A 20,464-nucleotide genomic window follows, 5' to 3' on the forward strand; every position below is an offset into this window, starting at 1 on the left:
TCCTGGCCATGCTGGCCGTCCTGTTCATGGTGGGGCTGTCCCCGATGGCGGGCGCCGGCCCGTTCGGCGGCGATCCGTGCCGGCCGGCGGATAATCCGGCGCCGGAGCAGTACGGGTCGGGGACGGACGGCATGATCAAGCCGCCGGACTATCCGAGCGAGCAGCTGCGGAAGACGCCGGTCGACCAGCTGACGTACTACGACCGGTACGGGACGGCCGGGCAGCACTGGTACGCGGTCGACATGGGCTGCGCGGACGCGATGGCGATGATGGGCAACGCGCTCGCCAACACCACGTTCACGCTGGTCCGGGCGATCGACCGGACCACGATCAGCGTGTACCAGGCGGCGGCGTCGGAGTCGCTGCTGGGCTGGCTGAAGAACACCGTCGACGGTGTGATCAGCGACATCGGGAAGACGTTCAACGCGCGGTACTGGTCGTGGGTGGTCATCCTCGGCGCGATGTGGCTGGCCTGGTGGGGGCTGGTGCGCAAGCGGGCCAGCAAGGTCACCGAGGGCGTGATCTGGATGGTCGCGGCGATGGTGGCGCTGATCTGGCTGGTGGCGCGGCCCGCGGACTTCACGACGCTGGGCACGAAGGTGTCGGAGGCGACCAGCGCGGCGTTCAACGCGGCGCTGCCGCAGAGCGAGACCAAGGGGACGTCCTGCATCCCGCCGCCCGCGGGCAAGTCGGATCCGATGAACTCGCCGAACGTGGACGCGACCACCCGTAACGCCAACGGGCTGTGGGTGGCGCTGGTCTGCAAGCCGTGGCTGATGGGGCAGTTCGGCACGACCGATCCCAACGCCAAGATCGTCAAGGACAACGCCGACAAGCTCCTGTGGTCGCAGGCGGTCGACCTGCCGGAGACCCATGGCGGGCAGAAGGTCGACCTGGCGAAGAAGGCGGACGCCTACAAGGACGTCGCCGGCAACGTCAAGGAGCAGCACGCCGGGGTCTATCCGCTGTTCCAGGGGAAGAACTGGACCAGCAGGCTGGCGGTCGCGTTCGGCGGGCTGTTCGCGGCCTTGGTGGCGGGGCTGCTGATCCTGGTGATCGCGATCGCGCTGATCGTGGTGAAGATCGCGTTCCTGCTGCTGCTGGTGGCCGGGCCGATCTTCCTCGGGATCGGCATCCATCCGGGCATCGGACGGGTGATCGCGATCCGCTGGCTGGAGCTGCTGCTGTCGATGCTGCTGAAACAGGCGGCATTGATCGGTGTGCTGTCGCTCTTGTTGTGGGCGTACGGGCTGATCCTCGGCGAGACGCTGCCGTGGGGCCTGCAGATCCTGCTGATCGCGCTGGTGACGGGCGCGGCGTTCGTGTACCGCAAGCCGTTCCAGCACCTGTTCTCGGCGGTCGGGTACTCGGCCGTGGGGTCGCGGGAGAAGAGCCAGGCGCAGCTCGACAAGTCGGTCATGGAGGCGCGCAAGAACACCACGGCGGTGGCGGGCGCGGTCGTGCCGGGCGCGGCGGGCTACCGGCTCTCGCGGCTCGGGAAGAACGACGGCAAGGGCGAGCCCGGTGCGGCGACGGCCGCCGACGGCACCGCGGCGTCCGGGACGGGCGTCGATCGGCGCGGCGGCGCGGCCGGGGCGGGCGAGGGCTCGTCGCCGGACGCGGCGCCCGTGCTGGCGGCCAAGCCCCGCGGCGGTGGCGTGGCGGCGGCGCAGGGCCGGTCGCGGCGGGGCGCGCCCCCGCTCAACCTGCCCCGCGCGGGCTCGCGCGGTGACGCGCGCGCGGGCGACGCGGGTGTGACGGCGGGCAACGGCAACGGCAACGGAGGCGGTGCGCTGGCCGGGGCGGTGGGCGGCGGCTCGTCCGGGTCCGGGAGCAAGCCCTCCGGGGCGGCGCGTCCCACCTCGTGGACGGCGCGTCCGGAGAGTTCCAACGGCGGCGGGTCGTCGGGCGGCGGGTCCGACGGCGGGTCCGGTGGCGGGTCCGGTGGAGGTGGCGGCTGGTTCGGCGGTGTCGGCGGCGGGCGGTCGTCGTCCGGTGACCGCGGCCGCGGCCGGGGCTCCGGCGGTCGCGGGGGCGGTTCGGCTCCGTCCCGTGGCCGCAGTGGCGCTCCGGCGCGGAACAGGCCCGATCCGGCCTCCGGTGTGCCGAAGCCGCGCGCGGGCGGGGCGGGCACCGGTTCCGGCCAGGCGACGGGCGGAGGGCCCGGCGGACGGCAGCAGCCGCCTCCGCTCTGGGGCCGCGGGGACAGCGCCGAAGGGCCGCCGATCCCGTTCTGGCTCCGTCCCGCCGACGGGGACGCGGATCGGGACGGCTAGATGAACCTGACCGACCGCCAACGCAAAATGCTGTTCGCGGGTCTGGTGGTCGCCCTCGCCGTCGTGGGCGTCTACCTGACCGTCGCGGCACCCGACGGGGACTCCGAAGGGGACGGGGACGCGCGCCCGTCCCCGGCGGCGACGGCGGGGCCGGCCGGTCCCGCCTCCCCGCCGCCCGGGATCTCCGGCTCGGTCTCGGCGGGCAACTTCGACCTCTACCGGCTGCTGCCGTTCTCGCGGCAGGAGTTCGCCACGGCCGCCGACCTGGCGCAGCGGTTCACCGCCGCGCAGGGGTCCTACCGCTACGACGAGGACCCCAAGGCCTTCACCGACCGGCTCGCGCCCATGGTCACCGAGGCGCTGCTCGCCGAGCTCCAGCGCGGCGCGGGCTCGCCCGGCCAGCTCGAGGAGCGCAGGCAGCAGCAGGTCGTCGCGCAGGCGTCGGCCACCCTCGACCGCGTCCGCGACGTCGAGGACAACTCGATCATCTTTCTGGTGACCGGGAAGCAGCAGGTCACCCGGGGCGGCAAGACGGCCCAGGAGAGCCAGCAGTACGCGGTGACGGTGGCGCGCGACGGGGGCTCCCTGCGGGTGTACTCCTTCGTGCCCGCCGACGAGGGCCAGGCGGGTGACACCGGATGAACCGGCGCAGGCTGCTGATCGCCGGGGCGCTCGGCGCCGTCGGGACGCTGTTCACCGCCCTCATGATCGTGCCGGTGCTGTTCGGCGCCAGCCAGTTCATGTTCGGCGGGGGCGGCGCCGGCAGCGCGGGATGCGTCGACACCACGCAGGCGGGGGCGCAGCCCGCCGAGGCCGGTGACGCCAAGGCCATCCCGGCCGACTACCTCGCCCGCTACAAGAAGGCGGGGCAGGAGTTCGGCATCCCGTGGAACGTCCTGGCCGCGATCGGGAAGGTCGAGACCAGCCACGGCACGTCCAAGCTGCCCGGGGTGAGCAGCGGCGAGAACTACGCCGGCGCGGGCGGGCCCATGCAGTTCCTGGACCCCACGTTCAAGGCGTTCGCGGTGGACGGCGACAAGGACGGCAAGAAGGACAGGTACGACCCCGACGACGCCATCCCGTCCGCCGCCCGCTACCTCAAGCACAACGGCGCCCCGCAGCGGATGCGGACCGCCATCTTCATGTACAACCACTCGTGGGACTACGTGAACCTCGTGCTCGACTGGGCCAAGAAGTACGTGGGCGGCGACTTCACGGTCGTCCAGTCGAACGGCGTCGAATGCCAGGACAACCAGCTTCCGGCCAACGCCAGTGGGCTCGTCCAGCAGATCATCGCGTTCGCCATGGCGCAGCGCGGCAAGCGCTACATCTTCGGCGCCAACGGCCCGGACGCCTGGGACTGCTCCAGCATTCTCCAGGCGGCGTACCGCACCGTGGGCATCGCCATCCCGCGGACCACCTTCGAGCAGTGGCCGTTCGGAGTGAAGATCAAGAAGGGGCAGGAGATTCCCGGCGACCTGGTGTTCTTCAACTCCGGTCCGGGGACGTCGTCCAACAATCCCGGGCATGTCGGGATGGTCATCGCCAAGAACAAGATGATCGTGGCGAGCTGCTCGACCTGCGTGCCCAACATCGGGGTGAAGCCGTACCAGAAGTCGGACTGGATCGGCACGACTCGGCCGCTGGCCCGTCCCGACATCCAGCGCAAGATCTCCGAACTGGCCGCCCAGCCCCAGCCCGGCGGCTGACCCGGCGGGCGCGGGGCGGGGTTGACTCTCGCACGTGAGGGTTTACGGTCGCGGCATGCGACTGCATGCTGTTCTGCCTGATGAGAGCACCGCCGCCGATCCCGGGCGCATCGTCGAGCTGGCCGTCCTGGCCGAGGAGCTCGGGTACGGAGGGGTGTGGCTGCCCGACCATCTGCTCCCGCCGGAGCCGTTCGGGCCGGTGTACGGCGGCGTCTACGAGCCGTTGATCACCCTGGCGCACGTCGCCGCCCGCACCTCCCGGATCCGGCTGGGCACCTCGGTGCTGGTGCTGCCGCTGCGCGACCCGTTCACGCTGGCCAAGCAGGTCGCCACGCTGGACCGGCTGTCGGGCGGACGGTTCGTGCTCGGGGTGGGGATCGGCTGGGACCGGGCCGAGTTCGCGGCGGTCGGCGCGGACTTCGCCGACCGGGCGGGCCGGACGGACGAGGCGCTGCGGCTGCTGCGGCACCTGCACGCGGAGGGCGGCGGGCCGTTCGAGGGGGAGCGTTTCGGGTTCGGCACCGGCGTCTTCGAGCCCCGTCCGGGCGGCGGGCGGGTCCCGGTCATGGTCGGCGGCATGAGCGACGCCGCCCTGCGGCGGGCCGCCCGGCAGGCGGACATGTGGCAGAGCGTCGACACCACTCCGGAGAACTTCGCCGTCCTCGCGTCGCGCGTCCGGGAGCTGGCCGGCCGTCCGCTGGAGGTGGGGGCGCGGGCCGGGTGGAGCGAGAGCCTGGCCGCCGAACTGCCCGCCTGGGACGAGGCCGGGGCCGACCATCTGGCGGTGCATTTCGAGGACGTCCCGGAGACCGCCGGCCGGATGAGGGAGCTGGCGGCCGCCGCGCCACCGCCCCGCTGACCGGTTCCTGCCGGGGCGGTGGCGCGGCGGGCGGTCTCAGCAGGTGAAGTCGATGTCCGAGAAGCTCTCGTAGTGGTCGGCGGTGTAGTACATGCCCTCGGCGCCCTGGTCGCCGGCCGTGACGATGCGGCGGGCGCCGCGGTCGGGGGAGCCGGGGGTCTCGACCGTGTACTCGTGGTAGTAGCCCTGTGGCTGGTCGGGCAGGAGGCCCTCGCGGTTCTGGAAGACCGTGCCGTCCTAGGGTGCGAATTGTTCGCCTGTGAGGTCGGTTGGGTGAGCATGCGGGTGATCAAGTGATCCGGCTTGACGGTGTGTGTTGGTCTCTGTACTTTCGGTAGCGCGATCTGGGACGCCGGGTTCGATGTCGGCGTGCGGGGCCCCCTTTCCACCGGAGTGATGGTCTGGGGCCTCCCCGTCGCCTCTGGTCGAGCCCACTTGGCCAGGTCGCGTAGGGAACCGGCCTCCCGGGAACGGACCACGCACAGGATGCGTGTCGCCGCCTCGGGGTCGAGTACGCCGGGGACCAGTGCGTCCAAGACCGTTCGGGGCGCGCGGCTGAGCAACTTATGCACAGTCCTTAGGAACGGTACGGGTACGGGCCGTCCTGGCCGTGTGGAACGCGCGCGTACGGCGCCGACCTCAAGGGGGTGAACCGCCGGTTAATCCGATCGACATCTCGCTCGCGCGTGGCATGCTGGCCGCGTGGAGCCCGAGATAAGGATCCGGATCGCCGACGAACTGCTGATGTTCCTGCCGGCCGCGCGCCGCCGCCCCAGGCAGGGGGTGGCGCATGGCGGGACGTCCACGCTGGGGCACATCGTGGAGTCCCTGGGCGTGCCGCTGCCCGAGATCGGCGCGCTCATGGTGGACGGCGAACGGGTCGAGCCGGGCTACCAGCCGGCGGCGGGCGACGAGGTGGCGGTGCTGGCCGTGCCCAGGCCCCAGCCCGTCCCGCTCGACGCGGGCGAGGTCGCGCCACGGTTCCTGCTGGACGTGCACCTGGGCACCCTGGCCCGCCGCATGCGCCTGCTGGGGCTCGACACCGCGTACCACAACGACATGGACGACCCCGCGCTCGTCGTCCAGGCCAACGAGGAGGGCCGGGTCCTGCTGACCCAGGACCGCGGCCTGCTGCGGCGGCGCGCGCTGTGGTTCGGCGCGTACGTGCGCGGCTCGCGCCCTGACGACCAGCTGCGCGACCTGCTGGGACGGTTCGCGCCCGTGCTGCGGCCGTGGACGCGCTGCACCGCGTGCAACGGGGTCCTGGCCACGGTGGGCAAGGAGGAGGTCGAGCGGGAGCTGGCCGACGGCACGCGCCGCAGCTACGACGTGTACGGTCGCTGCACCGACTGCGGCCAGGTCTACTGGCGGGGCGCGCACGGCGGGCACCTGGAGAAGATCGTCCACGAGGCGGTGCGCGCCGTCGCGGCGGCCCGTACCGGCGCGGACGGCGCCGGCCCTGAGGGCTCCGGCGCCGGGGTGCCGGAAACGCCGGAGAGCGCGGCCTCCTGAGACGCGGCCCGCGGCGTTCCGGCATGATGCCGGGCAGGGCAGGGCCGGGTGGAGAGGGGCTGGTTGCGATCAACGTTGTGGTGGGCGCGGCGATCATTTCCGGCGGGCGGCTGCTGACCGCGCAGCGGGCGGAGCCGCCGGAGCTGGCCGGGGGCTGGGAGTTCCCCGGCGGCAAGGTCGATCCGGGGGAGTCGGACCAGGACGCGCTGGTCCGGGAGTGCCACGAGGAACTGGGCGTCAAGATCGCGCTGGGGGCGCGGATCGGCGGCGACTGGCCGCTGAGCCTGGGCGGGGTGCTCCGCGTGTGGATCGCCGGGATCGTCGAGGGCGAGGCGAAGGCCCTGGAGCACCTGGCGCTGCGCTGGCTCGGCCCGGACGAGCTCTACGACGTGGACTGGCTCGCCGGTGATCTTCCCGTGGTGGAGGCCGTCCGCCCCTACGTGCCCGGCGGCGCCCCGGGCGGCTGAGCGAGCCCGGGAACGCCGCCGGTTCGCGGGTCACTCGATGCGGTTGGCCCCGGCGAAGTCGGAGCGGTCGGACATCTTGGAGATCTTGACGACGTCGCCGGTCCGCGGCGCGTGCAGGTACTTGCCATCGCTCAGGTAGATGCCCATGTGGTGCAGGCTGCCGCCGAAGTACACCAGGTCGCCGGAGCGCAGCTCGCCCTTGCTCACCTTGCGGCCCTGCCCGTACAGGTCGCCGGTGTAGTGGGGGAGGCCGGGCTTGCCGACCTTGCCGTAGGCCCAGACGACCAGGCCGGAGCAGTCGAAGCTGTTCGGCCCCGCGGCGGCCCAGACGTAGGGGCTTCCGAGCTTGCCGAGGGCCTTGCGGGCCATCTTCGCGGGGAGCCCGGAGCCTTTCACGGTGGCGCTGAGCCCGGTCTTGGGGTCCTTGGCCGTGGTGGTGGTCAGCTTGTCGAGCTGCCTGGTCACCTCGTCCACCTTGGCCTTGGCGGCCTGGCGGGCGGTCTCGGCCTGGGCGGCGGCCTGCCGGACCTGGGCGGTCCTGGCGGCGGCCGCGTTCCGCGCGCGGTTGGCGGCGTCGATCTGGGCCTGGAGCCCGTTGACGGCGGCGGCCCGGCTCTGCACCAGGTAGGCGGAGGCGGAGAGGCCGGTGGCGTCGCCGGCGCCGAACAGCATGTCGGGGCTGCCGGTCATGTAGTTCGCCGCGGCCAGGCGGCCGAGTTCCGTGCGGGCGGGCGCGGCCTGGGCCTGGAGCGTGGCGGCGGCCTTGGCGGCGGCCTGTTCGGCCTGCTTGGCCTTGCCGAGCTCTACGCGGGTCTTGTTGTAGCGCTCGGTGAGCTTCTCGGCCTCGGTGTTGAGGGCGTCCAGCCGCTTGCGCAGTTCGTCCTCGCCGGGGCCCGGCGCGCGTACGGGGGAGTGGACGGCCGCCTGTGCGGCGGCGATGGGGGTGCTGAGCGCAACGATCGCCAGAGTGGGCACGGCGAAGCGGCGCTTCCAGGGGACCGGAGTCAAACCGGTGTCTCCTCTCCTTGGCCGCCTACCGGGTTAGCTGACGGGTTCGGGCCAGGAGTCGCCCTACGGCGCACCCGGAAGTGTGCGCCGATTCACCCCGGGGGCCTGGGTCCCCGGTTCCCTCGCGGGATTCGGCGGTACGGCCGTCGTCCCGGGGGGCGGGACTTCCAACGACCGGATCTGCAGGAGACTACAAAGAGAGGGCAAAGTTCGCCAAATAGAGCAAATGTGACAGATGGGGCGGCGGTCCGGGGCGGAGAGGCCGTACGGCCAAGTAGACTCAGTAGGTCGCACGTCTGCGGCGGATCCCACCACTCTCACCCAAGGCGAGACCGCATGCCCATCTCCACGCGCGATGACCTCAGGAACGTCGCGATCGTCGCCCATGTCGACCACGGCAAGACGACGCTGGTCGACGCCATGCTCTGGCAGTCAGGGGCCTTCCGCGAGAACCAGGACGTCGACGACCGGGTCATGGACTCCAACGACCTGGAACGTGAGAAGGGCATCACCATCCTGGCCAAGAACACCGCCGTCCGGCACGCCGGGATGACCATCAACATCATCGACACCCCCGGCCACGCCGACTTCGGCGGCGAGGTCGAGCGCGGGCTGTCCATGGTCGACGGCGTGGTCCTGCTCGTCGACGCCAGCGAGGGCCCGCTCCCGCAGACCCGGTTCGTGCTGCGCAAGGCCCTGGCCGCGCGGCTCCCGGTGATCCTGGTCGTCAACAAGACCGACCGCCCGGACGCCCGCATCGACGAGGTCGTCGACGAGACCTACGAGCTCTTCATGGACCTCGACGCCGAAGAGGACCAGATCGACTTCCCGATCGTGTACGCCTCCGGCCGGGCCGGCCGGGCCTCCCTCGCCAAGCCCGGCAACGGCGAGATGCCCGACAGCCCCGACCTCGAGCCGCTGTTCGACGTCATCAAGCAGACCATCCCGGCCCCCTCCTACGACCCCGACGCCCCCCTCCAGGCGCACGTCACCAACCTGGACGCCTCCAGCTACCTGGGCCGGATCGCGCTGTGCCGGGTGCACTCGGGCGTCATCAAGAAGGGCCAGCAGGTCGCCTGGTGCAAGCGCGACGGCAGCGTCGAGCGGGTCCGCATCAGCGAGCTGATGATGACCGAGGCGCTCACCCGCAAGCCCGCCGACGACGCCGGACCCGGCGACATCATCGCGCTGGCCGGCATCCCCGACATCATGATCGGCGAGACCCTCGCCGACCCCGACGACCCGCGCCCGCTGCCGCTCATCACGGTGGACGAGCCCGCCATCTCGATGACCATCGGAACCAACACCAGCCCGCTGGCGGGCCGGGGGAAGGGCACCAAGGTCACCGCCCGGCTCGTCAAGGACCGGCTCGACCGCGAACTGGTCGGCAACGTGTCCATCCGGGTCCTGCCGACCGAGCGTCCCGACGCCTGGGAGGTCCAGGGACGCGGCGAACTGGCGCTGGCCATCCTCGTGGAGAACATGCGCCGCGAAGGCTACGAGCTCACCGTCGGCAAGCCCCAGGTCGTCGCCAAGGACATCGACGGCAAGCGGCACGAGCCGGTCGAACGGCTCACCATCGACATCCCCGAGGACCACCTGGGCGCCGTCACCCAGCTCATGGCGGTCCGCAAGGGCCGCATGGAGCACATGACCAACCACGGCACCGGCTGGATCCGGATGGAGTTCCTGGTCCCGGCGCGCGGCCTGATCGGCTTCCGCACCGAGTTCCTCACCGAGACCCGCGGCACCGGCATGGCCCACCACGTCTTCGAGGACTACGAGCCGTGGTTCGGCGAGCTGCGCACCCGCCCGTCCGGATCACTGGTCGCCGACCGCACCGGCGCCGCCACCGCGTACGCGATCATCAACCTGCAGGAGCGCGGCACCTTCTTCGTCGGCCCCACCACCGAGGTCTACGAAGGCATGATCGTCGGGGAGAACGCCCGCTCCGACGACATGGACGTCAACATCTGCAAGGAGAAGCAGAAGACCAACATCCGCTCCTCCACCGCCGAGGCCACCGAGACGCTGACCCCGCCGCGCCTGCTCACCCTTGAGGAGGCGCTGGAGTTCGTCCGCGAGGACGAGTGCGTCGAGGTCACCCCGTCCGCCGTACGGCTGCGCAAGGTCGTCCTGGACGCCAAGGAGCGCGAACGCACCCGAGCCCGAGCCAAGCGCGCCGGCTAGGAGTGTGGTCTGGGGGGAGGTGTTCACCTGGGGGGCTGTGTTGGTCCGGGGGGCCACCCCCCAGACCCCCGGGTCGGGGCGATCGGCCCCTTCGCTCGCCTGGCGGCTCGCTACGGGGCCGCCCACCCCGGCAAGGGGCTCCGCCCCCTGCACCCCCTGACCACCACCGAACGTGGACTTCAATCCCCACAGGTCAACGCACCACCAATGAGCCGATGGGCTTGTGCGAGGTCTTGGGCCCCTCAATTGCCCCTGCGGTGGTGATCGGGGGTGCGGTGATGGCTGTCGGGGGGTGCAGGGGGGCGGAGCCCTCCCTGCCGGGGGAGTGGGGGCCGGCCCCCACCGGGGTGACCGGTCCCGTAGCGAGCCCCCAGGCGAGCGCAGGGAGCGCTCGCCCCGCACCGGGTGGTGTGGAGGGTCGCCCCTCCACAATGAAAAGACCTCTTCTAGTTGAGCTGGACGGTGCCCGTCACGTCGGCGGCCAGGCGGAGCTGGTCGCCGTCGCGGAGTGGGGCTTCCACACCGCGCGGCAGGCGCTCGCCGTTCACGAAGGTGCCGTTGGTGGAGCCCTCGTCCCGGACCCAGGCGGTGCCGGACGGGTCGAGCCACACCGTGGAGTGGCGCCGTGACACGTTGTCGTACTGCGTGAACGTGCCCGCCACCGGTGACTGGCCCGCGTCCCGGCCCAGCACCAGGTGCTGGCCCACCGAGACCTTGAGCTCGCCCGTGGGGAACTGCACGCGCAGTACGGGGGTGCCCTGCTGCGGCAGGGGCCGCAGGCACGACTCGCACTGGGCCGCGGCCGGGTTGCTCAGCACCGCCTCGCAGTAGGGGCACATGTACGCCGTGCTGTCGGGGCCGGGCCGGTGCTGCTGGCCCTGGACGTCCGGCGGCAGCAGCGTCGCCTCGCGCCCGTGCGGCGGCGGCTGCATCGGTCCGCCCTGCTGCTGCGGCGGGTACGGGTTGTCCGCGGGGCCGGGAGGCGGCGGAGCGTACTGGTGCTGCTGGCCCTGCTGCTGGTCGTGCGCGGGTGGCTGCGGCGGGCCCCACTGGTCCGGTGAAGGCGGCGGGGGAGCGCCCCACGGGTCGGACTGCTGCCCGGGCCCCTGCCCCTGCTGCTGCCCGCCCTGCTGCTGGTGCTGCTGCGGCGGCGGCGCGTACTGCTGGTGGGGCTGCGGGGGCTGGTGCTGTTCGGCGGGAGGCTGCGGTGGCCCCCAGCCGCCTTCGGCTCCCTGCCCCTGCTGCTGCTGGCCCTGGCTCGGCGGGGGAGCGCCCCACGGGTCCTGCTGGGACGGCGGGCCGGGCTGCTGTTGCTGTTGCTGTTGCTGCTGCGGCTCACCGTACTGGGGCTGCGGAGGCCCGTACTGCGGCTGGGGCGGCCCGTACTGGTCCGCGGGGGGACCGTGCTGGCCGCCGTGCTGCGGCTGTGGCGGGCCGGGCGGCGGTCCGGACGGCCCAGGGGGGCCGGGCGGCTGGTGCTGGCCCTGCCCGTGCTGCTGCTGCGCCTGCTGTGAATACGGAGAGTCACCGAACTTGGGCTCGCCGAAAGGCGAGTCGCCGTAGGACGGCGGCGGCTGGTGCTGGCCGTGCTGGCCTTGCTGGTGCTGCGGCGGCTGTGGCGGGCCCTGGCCGTACGGGTCGTAGGACGGCTGGCCGTGCGGCTGCTGCGGACCGGGAGGCTGCGGACGCGGTGGCTGCTGACCACCGCCTCCGGCGCGCGCAAGATTGGCCCCGCAGCTCAGGCAGAGCAGATCGCCCTGCTGGAAGGGCTCGTCACAGACAGGGCATTTCAAGGTCGCCATGACACATCCCCCGCTCGTACCCCAGCGCGCTCCAGCGTCGTTGTGAGGTGCTCCATGTCACCTCTACGCGGGATCCCGATGTAGTACACCCGCCTTCCCTCCGGCCCTTCGTCCACGGACACCTGCACTCGGGGCCCTGCGTCTTCGTTTTCCTTAGCGGCATCGGCGCCGGTCAAGGCCCCGTATCTCGACTGCCCCAGCGGGGACAGCGGTACGACGCGCTGGTTGGCCGACCCCCTCCAGAGTAGAGAGCCACTCTGGGAGTGTCGCCCCCCAGGGTTCAGCCGATCGATGTACGGCCCCGTGATGACGGCGTCACATGACCCCAGGATCTCGCGTGCTTCTGGAGAACGCGAGAGCCGAGAGTAGACATATCCGCTGTAGACGAGAATGTCCAATGGAATCGTCTCATGGTGAGACTCGTCCCGCCACCTGCGGATACCGTGCACCAACGCGGCCAGCGCCCCCGGCTGCTGGAACGGCTCTCCGCCCGAGATCGTCACTCCTTCCACCGGTCCCGGCAGCGATGCCAGCCATCCCAGCACCGCCTCCACCGGCACTTCCTTACCCGGATCGGCGTCCCACGTGTCGCGGGACAGGCACCCGGGGCAGTGCAGCGTGCATCCCTGCGTCCAGATGCCCGCCCGCACGCCCGGGCCGAGTGTGGTCACCGGGTAGTGCGCCTTGGCGAGAAGCAGCCCCCGCCCCTCAGCGGGTGCTCCACCTCTCTCTACCTGGGATGCGGAGTTCGCCGCCGGAGTTCCGAAGTTTTGCCCGGGGGTGACGGAGGCCTCAGCGGCGGGGCGGGTGGGCTCCGTCACAGGAGGTCCAGGTGGACGATGCTGCCCTCGCGGCGGATCCCGGAGACGGTGATCCGCTCCTCCGGGACGAGGTCGCGGTCGAACAGCGCGCGCGCCAGGGGGTTGACGAAGTAGGACTCCAGCGCCATCCCGATGCCTCGGCCCCCCTTGTCCAGCTCGGTGGTGCACCACCCCCGCAGGGTCTCCAGGGGGTCGCCCTTCACCGCCAGCACCAGCCGGTGCTCGTCGGTCACCCGCCGGCAGATGTTCGCGAACTGGAGATCGAAGATCTTGTTGGCGGCCTCCAGGCCGATGAAGTCGAACACCACGATGTTGTCGCCGAACCGGTTGAGCAGCTCGGGCCGGTTCAGCACCTCGGTGAAGTGGTCGGCCACCGCGCCCTTGATCCGCGCCTCGATCTCGTCGTACGACATCCCCGGCGCGATGTTCTGGATCCGCGGCGCCGGCGGCGACGCCACGTCCGAACGCGCCGTGATGTCGCGGCCCTGGACGTACATCCCCAGGTTCGAGGTGAAGATCAGGATCGACTCGGAGAAGTGCACGGTGTTGCCGCGGCCGTCGGTCAGCCGGCCGTCCTCCAGGATCTGCAGGAACTTGTCCAGGATCCGCGGATGGGCCTTCTCGATCTCGTCGAACAGGATCACCCGGAACGGGTCCTCCCGGACCGCGTTGGTCAGCTCGCCGCCCGCCTCGTGCCCGACGTACCCGGGCGGGGACCCGATCAGCCGGTCGCCCGACCCCTCCCCGGAGAACTCGCTCATGTCGAAGCGCAGGTAGGCCGACTCGTCCCCGAACACCAGCTCGGTGATCGCCTTGGCCAGCTCGGTCTTGCCGGTGCCGGTCGGGCCGGCGAAGAACAGCACCCCGCGCGGCCGGCTGCCCGACCGGGTGGCCTGCGCGCCCGACAGCCCCAGCACCGCGCGCTTGAGGATGTCGAGGGTCTTGGTGACCGCCTGCGGCTGCCCGATCACCCGTTCGGGGACCTTGCGCTCGCCCTCCAGCACCCGGCGGCGCAGATGGCCGCGGCTCCACGGGTTGTCGAGCACGCCCAGCTTGTAGGTGCGGACCGCGTCCGGCAGGTCGGCCAGGTCGACGTTGCGCTCCTTGGCCAGCCGGGTCACCTCGATCATCGACTGCAGGGTGAGCCCGTCGGCCTGCTCGGCGAACGCGTCGCACGCCGCCGCCGCGACCGCGTCGCCGCCCACGTCGCTCACCCCGAACGCGCGGGCCAGCAGCCGCGCCGTCTCCTGCCGGTCGCCCAGATGCGGCCGCGGGATCGTGATCTCCCGGATGTTCTCGTTGTCGGCCGTCAGCCACGGCGGCAGGTCGCCCGGCCGCTCCACCAGCCACACGATCGGGTTGTAGAGCGGCTTGGGCCGGGGGCCCACGACCCGTACCGGGCGGGCGTTGCGCGACAGCTTGGCGCAGAACCGGAAGAAGTCGCGCTCGGCGGGCTCCAGGTCGGTGGGGGTACGGGCGATCCGCGACGCCGAGTCGATCACGAACGCGGCGCGCACGTTCTCCGACGGCCGCGCCACCGCCGCCAGATGCCGGGTCAGCGCCTCCAGGGACGGCTTCTCGTCCGCCTTGCGCTTGCCCAGCAGCTGCTCGGCCGCCTTCGCCGCCTCCTCCGACAGCTCGTCCCCGGTGTCGGGCAGCACCTGCAAGCCGTCCACCGGGTCGTACACGACCATGCAGGAGCAGCCACTGGAACGCAGCGACTCCCAGAGCAGGTCGCGCAGCGTCAGCAGGCGGCCCGGGCCCACCCCCTCCAGGGGAGGCGCCAGGAAGCTGTCGTAGAGGTTCCCCGACAGGACGTACTGGGAGTGCACGGAAAGGGTCGCGTCCAGCTCCCTGATGAACGGAGGCCAGCCCGGCAGCCGCCCCCCGAGGGTCGGCGAGTCGACGCTCATGCGCCCACCCCCTTCGCGGCGGCGGCGACCGGCCGCGCACGGACCGGCCCCGGCCCGGCGGTGGCCTGGCTGGCAGTCACTTCTCACGCTCCCGACGGCGTTCGCGTTGTCCGGCTCGCTTCCTAGTCTCCCCTGCCGTGCTCCCGCGGGTACCGTCGGTGACCGGCAACTCCTTCACACCCGGCGCCAGCCTCCAGGTGACCTCGGAACGGATCCCGGCGCCCTCCAGCCGCTCCCGGGCGGCCTCGAACGCCTCGCACCACTCCTGCTCCCGCTCCACGTCCAGCCGCCGGTCGTCCTCGTTGCGGGCCGGGCGGGTCCGCACCATCGCCGCCCGGACGTGCGCGGCGTCGTCCACCCGCATCCGCACGCTGTGATCGGGCCACGACCCGCGCGACAGGACGACCTCGCCGCCATCGGCCGTCAGCGTCTCGAAGCCCTCCTGGACCTCGTACCCCATCTCCTCGAACGCGGAGGTGATGGAGCCCAGCACGTACCGCCGCTCGGCCTCGGCCTGCTCGGCGGCGTCCCGCTCGGCCGCCGCGCGCCGCGCCTCGTCCCGCAACCCCTCGGTACGGCGGTTGGCCGCCTGGACCCGCAGCCGGACCTCGGTCAGCGCGCCCTCGGCCTCCTCCGGCGACACCGCCCCGGCGAGCAGCCGCGCCGCCTCGGCGACCGACCGGCGCTCCTGCTCCGGGACGTCGGGGAGGAGGCGCGCCAGGACCCGCTCCAGCGTCCGCTGGACGGCCTCCAGATCGTCCTGCTCCGCGTGGCGCGCCTCGCCGGCCGGGGACGTCCCCAGATCGGCCCGCAGACCCTCACCGGGGCCCTCCGGAGTGGCGAAGATCTCCGCCGCGACCCGGGCCGCGAGCCGCTCCGACAGCGCCCGCTCCGCCCCGTCCAGCGCCCGGTCCGTCTCGGCGCACCACGCCGTCAGCGCCTCGGCGGGCCGCTCGTCGAGCTCCAGCGGGGCGGGCAGCGGCACCTCCGCGCCCAGCTTCTCCCGCGTCTCCGCCAGCGCGGCGATCCGCGCGTTGCGCTCCTGGACCTGGCGCAGCGCCTGGTCGTACGACTCGGCCTCGGCCAGCGCGGCCGCCCGCGCCTCGGCCCGCCCGGCCGCCAGCGCCGCCAGCGCCTCCGCGCCGCGTCCCGCGAGCCCGGCCGTACGGCCGAGCGCCCGGTTCATCCCCAGGCTGAGGACGACCGCCGCGTCCAGCGCGATATCGGCCTCGACTCCGCTGCTCATCGTGTCCCTTCTTCGTGCGGGCCCGCCGCCCCCGCCAGGGCCTTGCGCTCCGCTTCGGCATGGTCCCGCCGCCACCGGTGCAGCCGCACGCCCGCGGCGACCGCGTGCGCGGCCGGGCCTGCGACCAGCACCAGCAGCCACAGCAGGCTCGCCACCGAGGTCACCGCGGCCATCAGCAGCAGCAGGATCAGCAACGGCACGGTCACCCCGAGCAGTAGCAGGCCGCAACCACGCCGGCCGGTCCGCTGGGCCGCCCCGGACATTGTCTGCGACGCCTTGGCCAGCCCGCGGCCACTCGCCCCAAGGAAACGCGACAGCCACGACCACGGGCCGTGCGGCAGGTAGTCCTCTCCCTGCGCGCGCGCCAGCACCACCTCGCTGCCGCACTGGACGGCCCACGCGAGGAAGGAGAACACCAGCAGCACCCCTAGAGGCACCCCAGACGACCGCTGGAAGCCCCCAACGGAACTCGTGCCGCTCCCATCCCCGCCGCTGAAAAGCGCACCGACCACCAAGCTCCCCAGGAGCCACAGGGCCAGCAGAGGCAGCGACCAGACGACCGCCCTCCGCACCGCCCCGCCCTGGCCCGCCAGGCGCCGCCGTTCCCGCTCGGCCCACTGCCGGCGCGCGTCGTCCGAGCGCTGCTCGGCCGCACGGCGATCCCGCGAACGGGCCTCGACCTCCAGGACGGCCTCAGGCGCCGCCCTCGCCACCGCCAGCAGGCGCAGCGGGTCGTCCCCGGCGCCGTCCGCGATCCACTCGAACCACGGGACCCGTTCGGTGACCGACGCCCGCGCCCGGGCCGCCGCCGCGGCGATCCGCTCCCTGGTCTCGGCTGGACGCGCCGCCAGGGCCAGCAGCGTGAGCAGCACGACCGGTGGATCGTCCACACCGGGGGACCCGGCCGAGGACGCTCCACCCGCGTCGGGAATCAAGGTCGCCAGCCTGGGCGGGGTGGCCTCCTGCTCGCGCAGCCAGCGCGCCAACTCGTTCCACGCGCCGACATGCGCCCGCCAACGCTCGTCGACCCGCTCCAGATCCCCGCCGCCGTCGAAACCCGCCAGCGCGGGCAGCAGGCGCCGCTCCCACAACTCCCGGCCCAGACGGCACGCCACCTCGTGATCGGGATGCCCACGATCACCGGCCAGGATCGGCATCGCGGCCAGATCATCGGCCGTGACCCGCCGACCGAGATAATGCGGCGGCAGCTCCGGATCGAGCCACCGCACCAGATGCAGCAACTTCACATCGGGAGGGAAGTCCCGCGACAGGTAGCCGTCGACCAGCCCGATACGGCTGTCGTCCGGAATCGCCGCGAGCCATTCCCGCAACGCCCGGAACGCCTCCCCCGACTCACCCCGCCCGAAGAAGAACGACGCCGCGGCGTCCCACCGTGCCACCAGCGCGCGCGCCAGCTCACCCCGGTCGTCGAAACGCCGCCCATCGAAAGGCACCCCCGGCCCGCGCGGCGGCGCCTGCTCCTTGACGACCGCCGGGGCACCGCCGTCCAGCCACTCCGCCACCTGCGCACCGGCCCACCGCCTGCGCGGATCCCGCGTGAGCAGCCCCTGGCACACCAGCCGGACCCGGGCATCGGCCACCTCGTCCACCGGCATCCCGCGCGTCGCCAGATGGTCCACCACCGCCGTCTCGCTCAACCCCGCGAACGGCGCCCGGCCCGTCGCCAGCTCGCGCACGATCATCCCCAGCGACCACCAGTCGCGCGCCGGGGACACCTGCCCCGACAGCGACTCCGGCGCCGCGTAGGCCAGCGTCCGCGACGACGACGCGAACATCACGCTCTGGTCGATCACCTTGCTGAGCCCGAAGTCCGCGATCGCCAGCCGCAGCGGATCGGCGGCCAGCACGAGCACGTTCTCCGGCTTCAGGTCGCGATGCACGATCCCGGCCCGGTGCAGCGCCTCCAGACCGTCCGCGAGCTGCGCCACCACGGCCGCGGCGTCCAGGCCGGGGCTCCCCATCAGGGCCCGCAGGTTCCCGCCCGCCGCGTACTCGGAGACCTCGTAGTCGCGGCCCTCGGCCTCACCGGTCTCCAGGATCCGCAGCACGTGCCGCGACTCCAGCGCCGGAAGCTTCGCCCACACGTCCCGGTCCGCGTGATAGCCGCGCCGGAACAGCTTCACGACGTACTCGCCGCCGCCCGCGTCCCGCACCAGCAGCAGATCGGACTCCGCCCCCTGGACGGGCAACTCCGCCACCACCGCGAACCGCTCCGCCAGCACCCCGGGCAGCCTCAGCAACGGGGAGGCGGCCGCAGCCGCCCCGCCGTCCCGCCGGGTCTCCCCGGGCCGCGGCCCCGGAACATGCGGGTCGCGACGGGTCACACCAGGGTCCCGCCGGGTCGTACGCGGCAGAGCGTCCTCTCCCGGCTCCTCGTCGAAGTCGCCCACCTGTACAGCCCCGTCTATGTCGCCCGCTTCGACGCGAGCCTAACGCGCCCCTCTAGATCTTGTCCTTGATGACCCGGAGGTGCTCCACTCCCTTGAACCGCACCACCACCGCCTCCATGAGGATGCGCACCATGAGCAGCTCGAACAGCCAGACGATGGGCGTGGCGACCGCCATGATGATCCCCCACGCCCACCAGTCGTCCCAGGTCGCGATCCACAGCCCGAGCCCCAGGAAGATCAGGCACTGGAGGGTGATCAGCAGCAGCGCCATGATGTAGCACAGCCTGATGAGCTTCGGCGTGACCAGGTGGTTGAAGTTCGCGTCCAACAGCGCCCCGAACAAGCCCTTCTCGGTGCGCTGCGGCGGCGTCCACTCCTGGTGCTCCCGCTGTCCCGGCGGAGGAGGCGTTCCCATCGGCCCCTGACCCATCGGCGCCTGCCCCGGTTGTGCGGGCCGCGGGTCCGGGACGCGCCCGGGATGCTGCGGAGGCGGCGGCCCGTACGGGCCGGGCGCCTGCGCGTGCGGCGGCTGGCCGCCGGGCTCGGAAGGATACGTCATCGCCGTCGTTCTCCTCGGGCTCGTCGAGAGGCACACCTGCGGGCGCAAGCCCGACCTTAGAACGATTCCCGCCGAAGCGTGGTGACGCGCGAGTGAGTGTCCCGATCCCCGCGCACGACGCACTGGCCGGGGCCGCCCGCTACTTGCAGAGGTTCTGGTCGGGCTTGACGCCGCCGTTGATGTTCTTGATGGCCGGAGGCGTCAGATGGACGCCGGGCTTGCCGATGACCAGCCGCACACCGTCGCCCTGCGCGCCGGCGTCCGCGGACAGCATCGCGTTGGGCACGGCCTGCGCCAGCGCGGACGCCTGCGCTTCGGCCGACGGCCCGTACACGATCCGGCTCTCGGGGCTGTCGGACGCCTTCTCGACCTTCTTCTCCACCTTGAAACCGCGCCGCCCGAGCTGGTTCACGATGCGCTTGACCAGCTTGTCGTCGCCGCCCGCGTCCACGACCGTGACCTTCACCTTGTCCGGGCCCGGAAGGGCCTGCTGCGGCTTGGCGGGCTTCACCGGTTCCGCGGGCAGGTCGTTGTCATGCCGGATGGCCTCGAACAGCGGCTTGGCCTGCTCGTCGTTCCACTGGACGCGGTTGGGGTCAGGCGCGTAACGCTCCACCGGGACCGTGACAAAACGCACCTGCCCGGCGCTCATGCCGCGCAGCCCGTCCGCCAGCCTGCGCATCGAGTCCAGGTCCAGGTCGTCGTCGGTGGTCATCGACTTGGTGGCGGCCTTGAGGAACTTGTAGGTCCTGGCCGGGTCGGTGAGGATCTCGCTGCTGGTGGCCTTGTTGACGACCGAGGCCATGAACTTCTGCTGCCGCTCGATCCGTTCCAGGTCCGAACCGTTGCCGAGCGAGTACCGGGCCCGCACGTACCCGAGGGCGTCCTCACCCTTGACGGTCTGCTTGCCCGCCTTGAGGAACAGCTCCGCACGGGGGTCGTTGACCGGCTTGTCGACGCAGATCTCGACACCGTCCAGGGCGTCCACCATGCGCTTGAACCCGGCGAAGTCGACCTGCACGAAGTGGTCGATATGGATGCCGGTGAGCGTCTCCAGCGTCTTCCACGTACACGTCGGACCCGCGTACGCGAAGGCGGAGTTCAGCATCCCGAACTGCGCCGGAACGGTCCCGCCCTTCTCCTTCTTGCACGCCGGGATCTTCACCATCGAGTCGCGGGGGAAGCTGACCCCCACCGCCTGGTCCCGGTTGGGCGACAGGTGCAGCACGATCGCGGTGTCGGAACGCGCCCCCGTCATCCCGGCCGCCGCGCCGTACCGCGCGTTGGCGCCCTCACGGGTGTCGGAGCCGATCAGCAGGATGTTCAGCGACTTGTTGAGCTTCTTCGGACGGTCGGTGCCGAGCTGCGCCTTGGCGTCCTTCTGCTCGATGCCCCCCATGATGTCGAAGTACAGCCCCGCCACCCCCGCGCCCGCCAGCAGCACGAGCGCCGCGGTGCCGATGGCCGTACCCCGCAGGACCTTCTGTTTCCTGGTACGCGCCTTGCGCTTGCGTCCTCCGGTCTTCGTCGCGGATCCGTCATCGCCGGCGGGTGCGGGTGCCGCGTCGCCGCCGTCAGGGATGCCGGCGTCCCCCGCGAGGTCATCGCGTCTGGGCTCGTTCTCGCTCATCCGGTCCCGTCTCGGGCAGGCCCTGTCCAGGGCGGGGGGTGGTCTGAGGATTCGGTCAGTT

Annotated in this window: 17 protein-coding genes, 1 pseudogene and 1 riboswitch; of the genes and pseudogenes, 9 read left to right on the forward strand and 9 right to left on the reverse strand. The window is 72.2% G+C overall.

Annotated features, from left to right (window positions below):
* Positions 1 to 8: 8 nt before the first annotated feature.
* Genes ACZ466_RS30440 through ACZ466_RS30455 form a run of 4 tightly spaced genes read left to right on the forward strand, consistent with a single transcriptional unit; the run spans position 9 to position 4,844 of the window.
* Positions 9 to 2,276 carry a type IV secretion system protein gene (locus ACZ466_RS30440; RefSeq protein ID WP_464041756.1) on the forward strand — a complete coding sequence of 756 codons (2,268 nt, stop codon included), beginning with the start codon at positions 9 to 11 and terminating at the stop codon, positions 2,274 to 2,276.
* Entirely contained in the window at positions 2,277 to 2,918 is a 642-nt protein-coding gene (locus tag ACZ466_RS30445) for a hypothetical protein (protein WP_378293501.1), read from the forward strand. It begins immediately after the preceding gene.
* Positions 2,915 to 3,985, forward strand: coding sequence for a C40 family peptidase (locus tag ACZ466_RS30450; protein WP_378293503.1), 1,071 nt, complete (start codon positions 2,915 to 2,917; stop codon positions 3,983 to 3,985). Before ACZ466_RS30445 ends, ACZ466_RS30450 begins: the two co-directional genes overlap by 4 nt.
* A gap of 55 nt (positions 3,986 to 4,040) precedes the next feature.
* Positions 4,041 to 4,844, forward strand: coding sequence for a TIGR03619 family F420-dependent LLM class oxidoreductase (locus tag ACZ466_RS30455; RefSeq protein ID WP_378293505.1), 804 nt, complete (start codon positions 4,041 to 4,043; stop codon positions 4,842 to 4,844).
* A 36-nt stretch (positions 4,845 to 4,880) separates the two neighbouring features.
* Here ACZ466_RS30455 and ACZ466_RS30460 read toward each other — a convergent pair.
* Positions 4,881 to 5,063 (reverse strand): annotated as a pseudogene (locus ACZ466_RS30460) (guanyl-specific ribonuclease); the annotation flags it as partial.
* Positions 5,064 to 5,546: 483 nt separating this feature from the next.
* Here ACZ466_RS30460 and ACZ466_RS30465 point away from each other — a divergent pair.
* Positions 5,547 to 6,356: a Mut7-C RNAse domain-containing protein gene (locus tag ACZ466_RS30465; RefSeq protein WP_378292729.1), complete on the forward strand. Its 810-nt coding sequence runs from the start codon at positions 5,547 to 5,549 to the stop codon at positions 6,354 to 6,356.
* Positions 6,357 to 6,379: 23 nt separating this feature from the next.
* The gene (locus ACZ466_RS30470) at positions 6,380 to 6,823 is read left to right on the forward strand and encodes a (deoxy)nucleoside triphosphate pyrophosphohydrolase (protein ID WP_378292727.1); all 444 of its coding nucleotides are present in this window, start codon (positions 6,380 to 6,382) and stop codon (positions 6,821 to 6,823) included.
* Between the two features lie 30 nt (positions 6,824 to 6,853).
* Here ACZ466_RS30470 and ACZ466_RS30475 read toward each other — a convergent pair whose 3' ends face one another.
* On the reverse strand, positions 6,854 to 7,831 hold the full coding sequence (locus ACZ466_RS30475; RefSeq protein ID WP_378292725.1) for a C40 family peptidase: 978 nt from the start codon (positions 7,829 to 7,831) through the stop codon (positions 6,854 to 6,856).
* A 6-nt stretch (positions 7,832 to 7,837) separates the two neighbouring features.
* A riboswitch (cyclic di-AMP (ydaO/yuaA leader) is annotated at positions 7,838 to 7,978 on the reverse strand.
* A gap of 189 nt (positions 7,979 to 8,167) precedes the next feature.
* Here ACZ466_RS30475 and typA point away from each other — a divergent pair.
* Positions 8,168 to 10,021, forward strand: a complete 1,854-nt coding sequence (gene typA, locus ACZ466_RS30480) for a translational GTPase TypA (protein ID WP_378292723.1) — start codon at positions 8,168 to 8,170, stop codon at positions 10,019 to 10,021.
* Between the two features lie 446 nt (positions 10,022 to 10,467).
* Here typA and ACZ466_RS30485 read toward each other — a convergent pair whose 3' ends face one another.
* A complete protein-coding gene (locus ACZ466_RS30485; protein ID WP_378292721.1) occupies positions 10,468 to 10,953 on the reverse strand; it encodes an FHA domain-containing protein in 486 nt (161 codons plus the stop codon).
* Here ACZ466_RS30485 and ACZ466_RS30490 point away from each other — a divergent pair.
* The gene (locus ACZ466_RS30490; RefSeq protein ID WP_378292719.1) at positions 10,936 to 11,082 is read left to right on the forward strand and encodes a hypothetical protein; all 147 of its coding nucleotides are present in this window, start codon (positions 10,936 to 10,938) and stop codon (positions 11,080 to 11,082) included. The two genes, ACZ466_RS30485 and ACZ466_RS30490, sit on opposite strands and share 18 nt — an antisense overlap.
* A gap of 75 nt (positions 11,083 to 11,157) precedes the next feature.
* Complete coding sequence (locus ACZ466_RS30495; protein ID WP_378292717.1) at positions 11,158 to 11,535, forward strand: hypothetical protein; 378 nt, start codon at positions 11,158 to 11,160, stop codon at positions 11,533 to 11,535.
* Between the two features lie 275 nt (positions 11,536 to 11,810).
* Here ACZ466_RS30495 and ACZ466_RS30500 read toward each other — a convergent pair whose 3' ends face one another.
* The 6 genes from ACZ466_RS30500 to ACZ466_RS30525 form a co-directional block, all read right to left on the reverse strand.
* On the reverse strand, positions 11,811 to 12,644 hold the full coding sequence (locus ACZ466_RS30500; protein ID WP_464041757.1) for a 4Fe-4S single cluster domain-containing protein: 834 nt from the start codon (positions 12,642 to 12,644) through the stop codon (positions 11,811 to 11,813).
* Positions 12,641 to 14,557 (reverse strand): AAA family ATPase, encoded by a 1,917-nt coding sequence (locus ACZ466_RS30505; RefSeq protein ID WP_378292715.1) that lies wholly within the window; start codon positions 14,555 to 14,557, stop codon positions 12,641 to 12,643. Before ACZ466_RS30505 ends, ACZ466_RS30500 begins: the two co-directional genes overlap by 4 nt.
* A gap of 76 nt (positions 14,558 to 14,633) precedes the next feature.
* Positions 14,634 to 15,803 carry a response regulator receiver protein gene (locus ACZ466_RS30510; protein WP_378292713.1) on the reverse strand — a complete coding sequence of 390 codons (1,170 nt, stop codon included), beginning with the start codon at positions 15,801 to 15,803 and terminating at the stop codon, positions 14,634 to 14,636.
* Positions 15,800 to 18,148 (reverse strand): serine/threonine-protein kinase, encoded by a 2,349-nt coding sequence (locus ACZ466_RS30515; RefSeq protein ID WP_378292711.1) that lies wholly within the window; start codon positions 18,146 to 18,148, stop codon positions 15,800 to 15,802. The genes ACZ466_RS30510 and ACZ466_RS30515 overlap by 4 nt, the downstream gene beginning before the upstream one ends.
* 118 nt (positions 18,149 to 18,266) lie before the next feature.
* Positions 18,267 to 18,773 (reverse strand): DUF4282 domain-containing protein, encoded by a 507-nt coding sequence (locus tag ACZ466_RS30520; protein ID WP_378292709.1) that lies wholly within the window; start codon positions 18,771 to 18,773, stop codon positions 18,267 to 18,269.
* A 139-nt stretch (positions 18,774 to 18,912) separates the two neighbouring features.
* Complete coding sequence (locus tag ACZ466_RS30525; RefSeq protein WP_378292707.1) at positions 18,913 to 20,403, reverse strand: LCP family protein; 1,491 nt, start codon at positions 20,401 to 20,403, stop codon at positions 18,913 to 18,915.
* Between the last annotated feature and the right edge of the window lie 61 nt (positions 20,404 to 20,464).

The organism is Actinomadura rugatobispora, assembly GCF_055379765.1.

Excerpts from the sequence above, each read along its gene's own strand:
- ACZ466_RS30440 (WP_464041756.1), top strand. The coding sequence starts at position 9 with ATGCTGGCCGTCCTGTTCATGGTGGGGCTGTCCCCGATGGCGGGCGCC.
- ACZ466_RS30445 (WP_378293501.1), top strand. The coding sequence starts at position 2,277 with ATGAACCTGACCGACCGCCAACGCAAAATGCTGTTCGCGGGTCTGGTG.
- ACZ466_RS30450 (WP_378293503.1), top strand. The coding sequence starts at position 2,915 with ATGAACCGGCGCAGGCTGCTGATCGCCGGGGCGCTCGGCGCCGTCGGG.
- ACZ466_RS30455 (WP_378293505.1), top strand. The coding sequence starts at position 4,041 with ATGCGACTGCATGCTGTTCTGCCTGATGAGAGCACCGCCGCCGATCCC.
- ACZ466_RS30470 (WP_378292727.1), top strand. The coding sequence starts at position 6,380 with ATGATGCCGGGCAGGGCAGGGCCGGGTGGAGAGGGGCTGGTTGCGATC.
- typA (WP_378292723.1), top strand. The coding sequence starts at position 8,168 with ATGCCCATCTCCACGCGCGATGACCTCAGGAACGTCGCGATCGTCGCC.
- ACZ466_RS30485 (WP_378292721.1), bottom strand. The coding sequence starts at position 10,953 with ATGCAGCCGCCGCCGCACGGGCGCGAGGCGACGCTGCTGCCGCCGGAC.
- ACZ466_RS30505 (WP_378292715.1), bottom strand. The coding sequence starts at position 14,557 with ATGAGCGTCGACTCGCCGACCCTCGGGGGGCGGCTGCCGGGCTGGCCT.
- ACZ466_RS30510 (WP_378292713.1), bottom strand. The coding sequence starts at position 15,803 with ATGAGCAGCGGAGTCGAGGCCGATATCGCGCTGGACGCGGCGGTCGTC.
- ACZ466_RS30520 (WP_378292709.1), bottom strand. The coding sequence starts at position 18,773 with ATGACGTATCCTTCCGAGCCCGGCGGCCAGCCGCCGCACGCGCAGGCG.
- ACZ466_RS30525 (WP_378292707.1), bottom strand. The coding sequence starts at position 20,403 with ATGAGCGAGAACGAGCCCAGACGCGATGACCTCGCGGGGGACGCCGGC.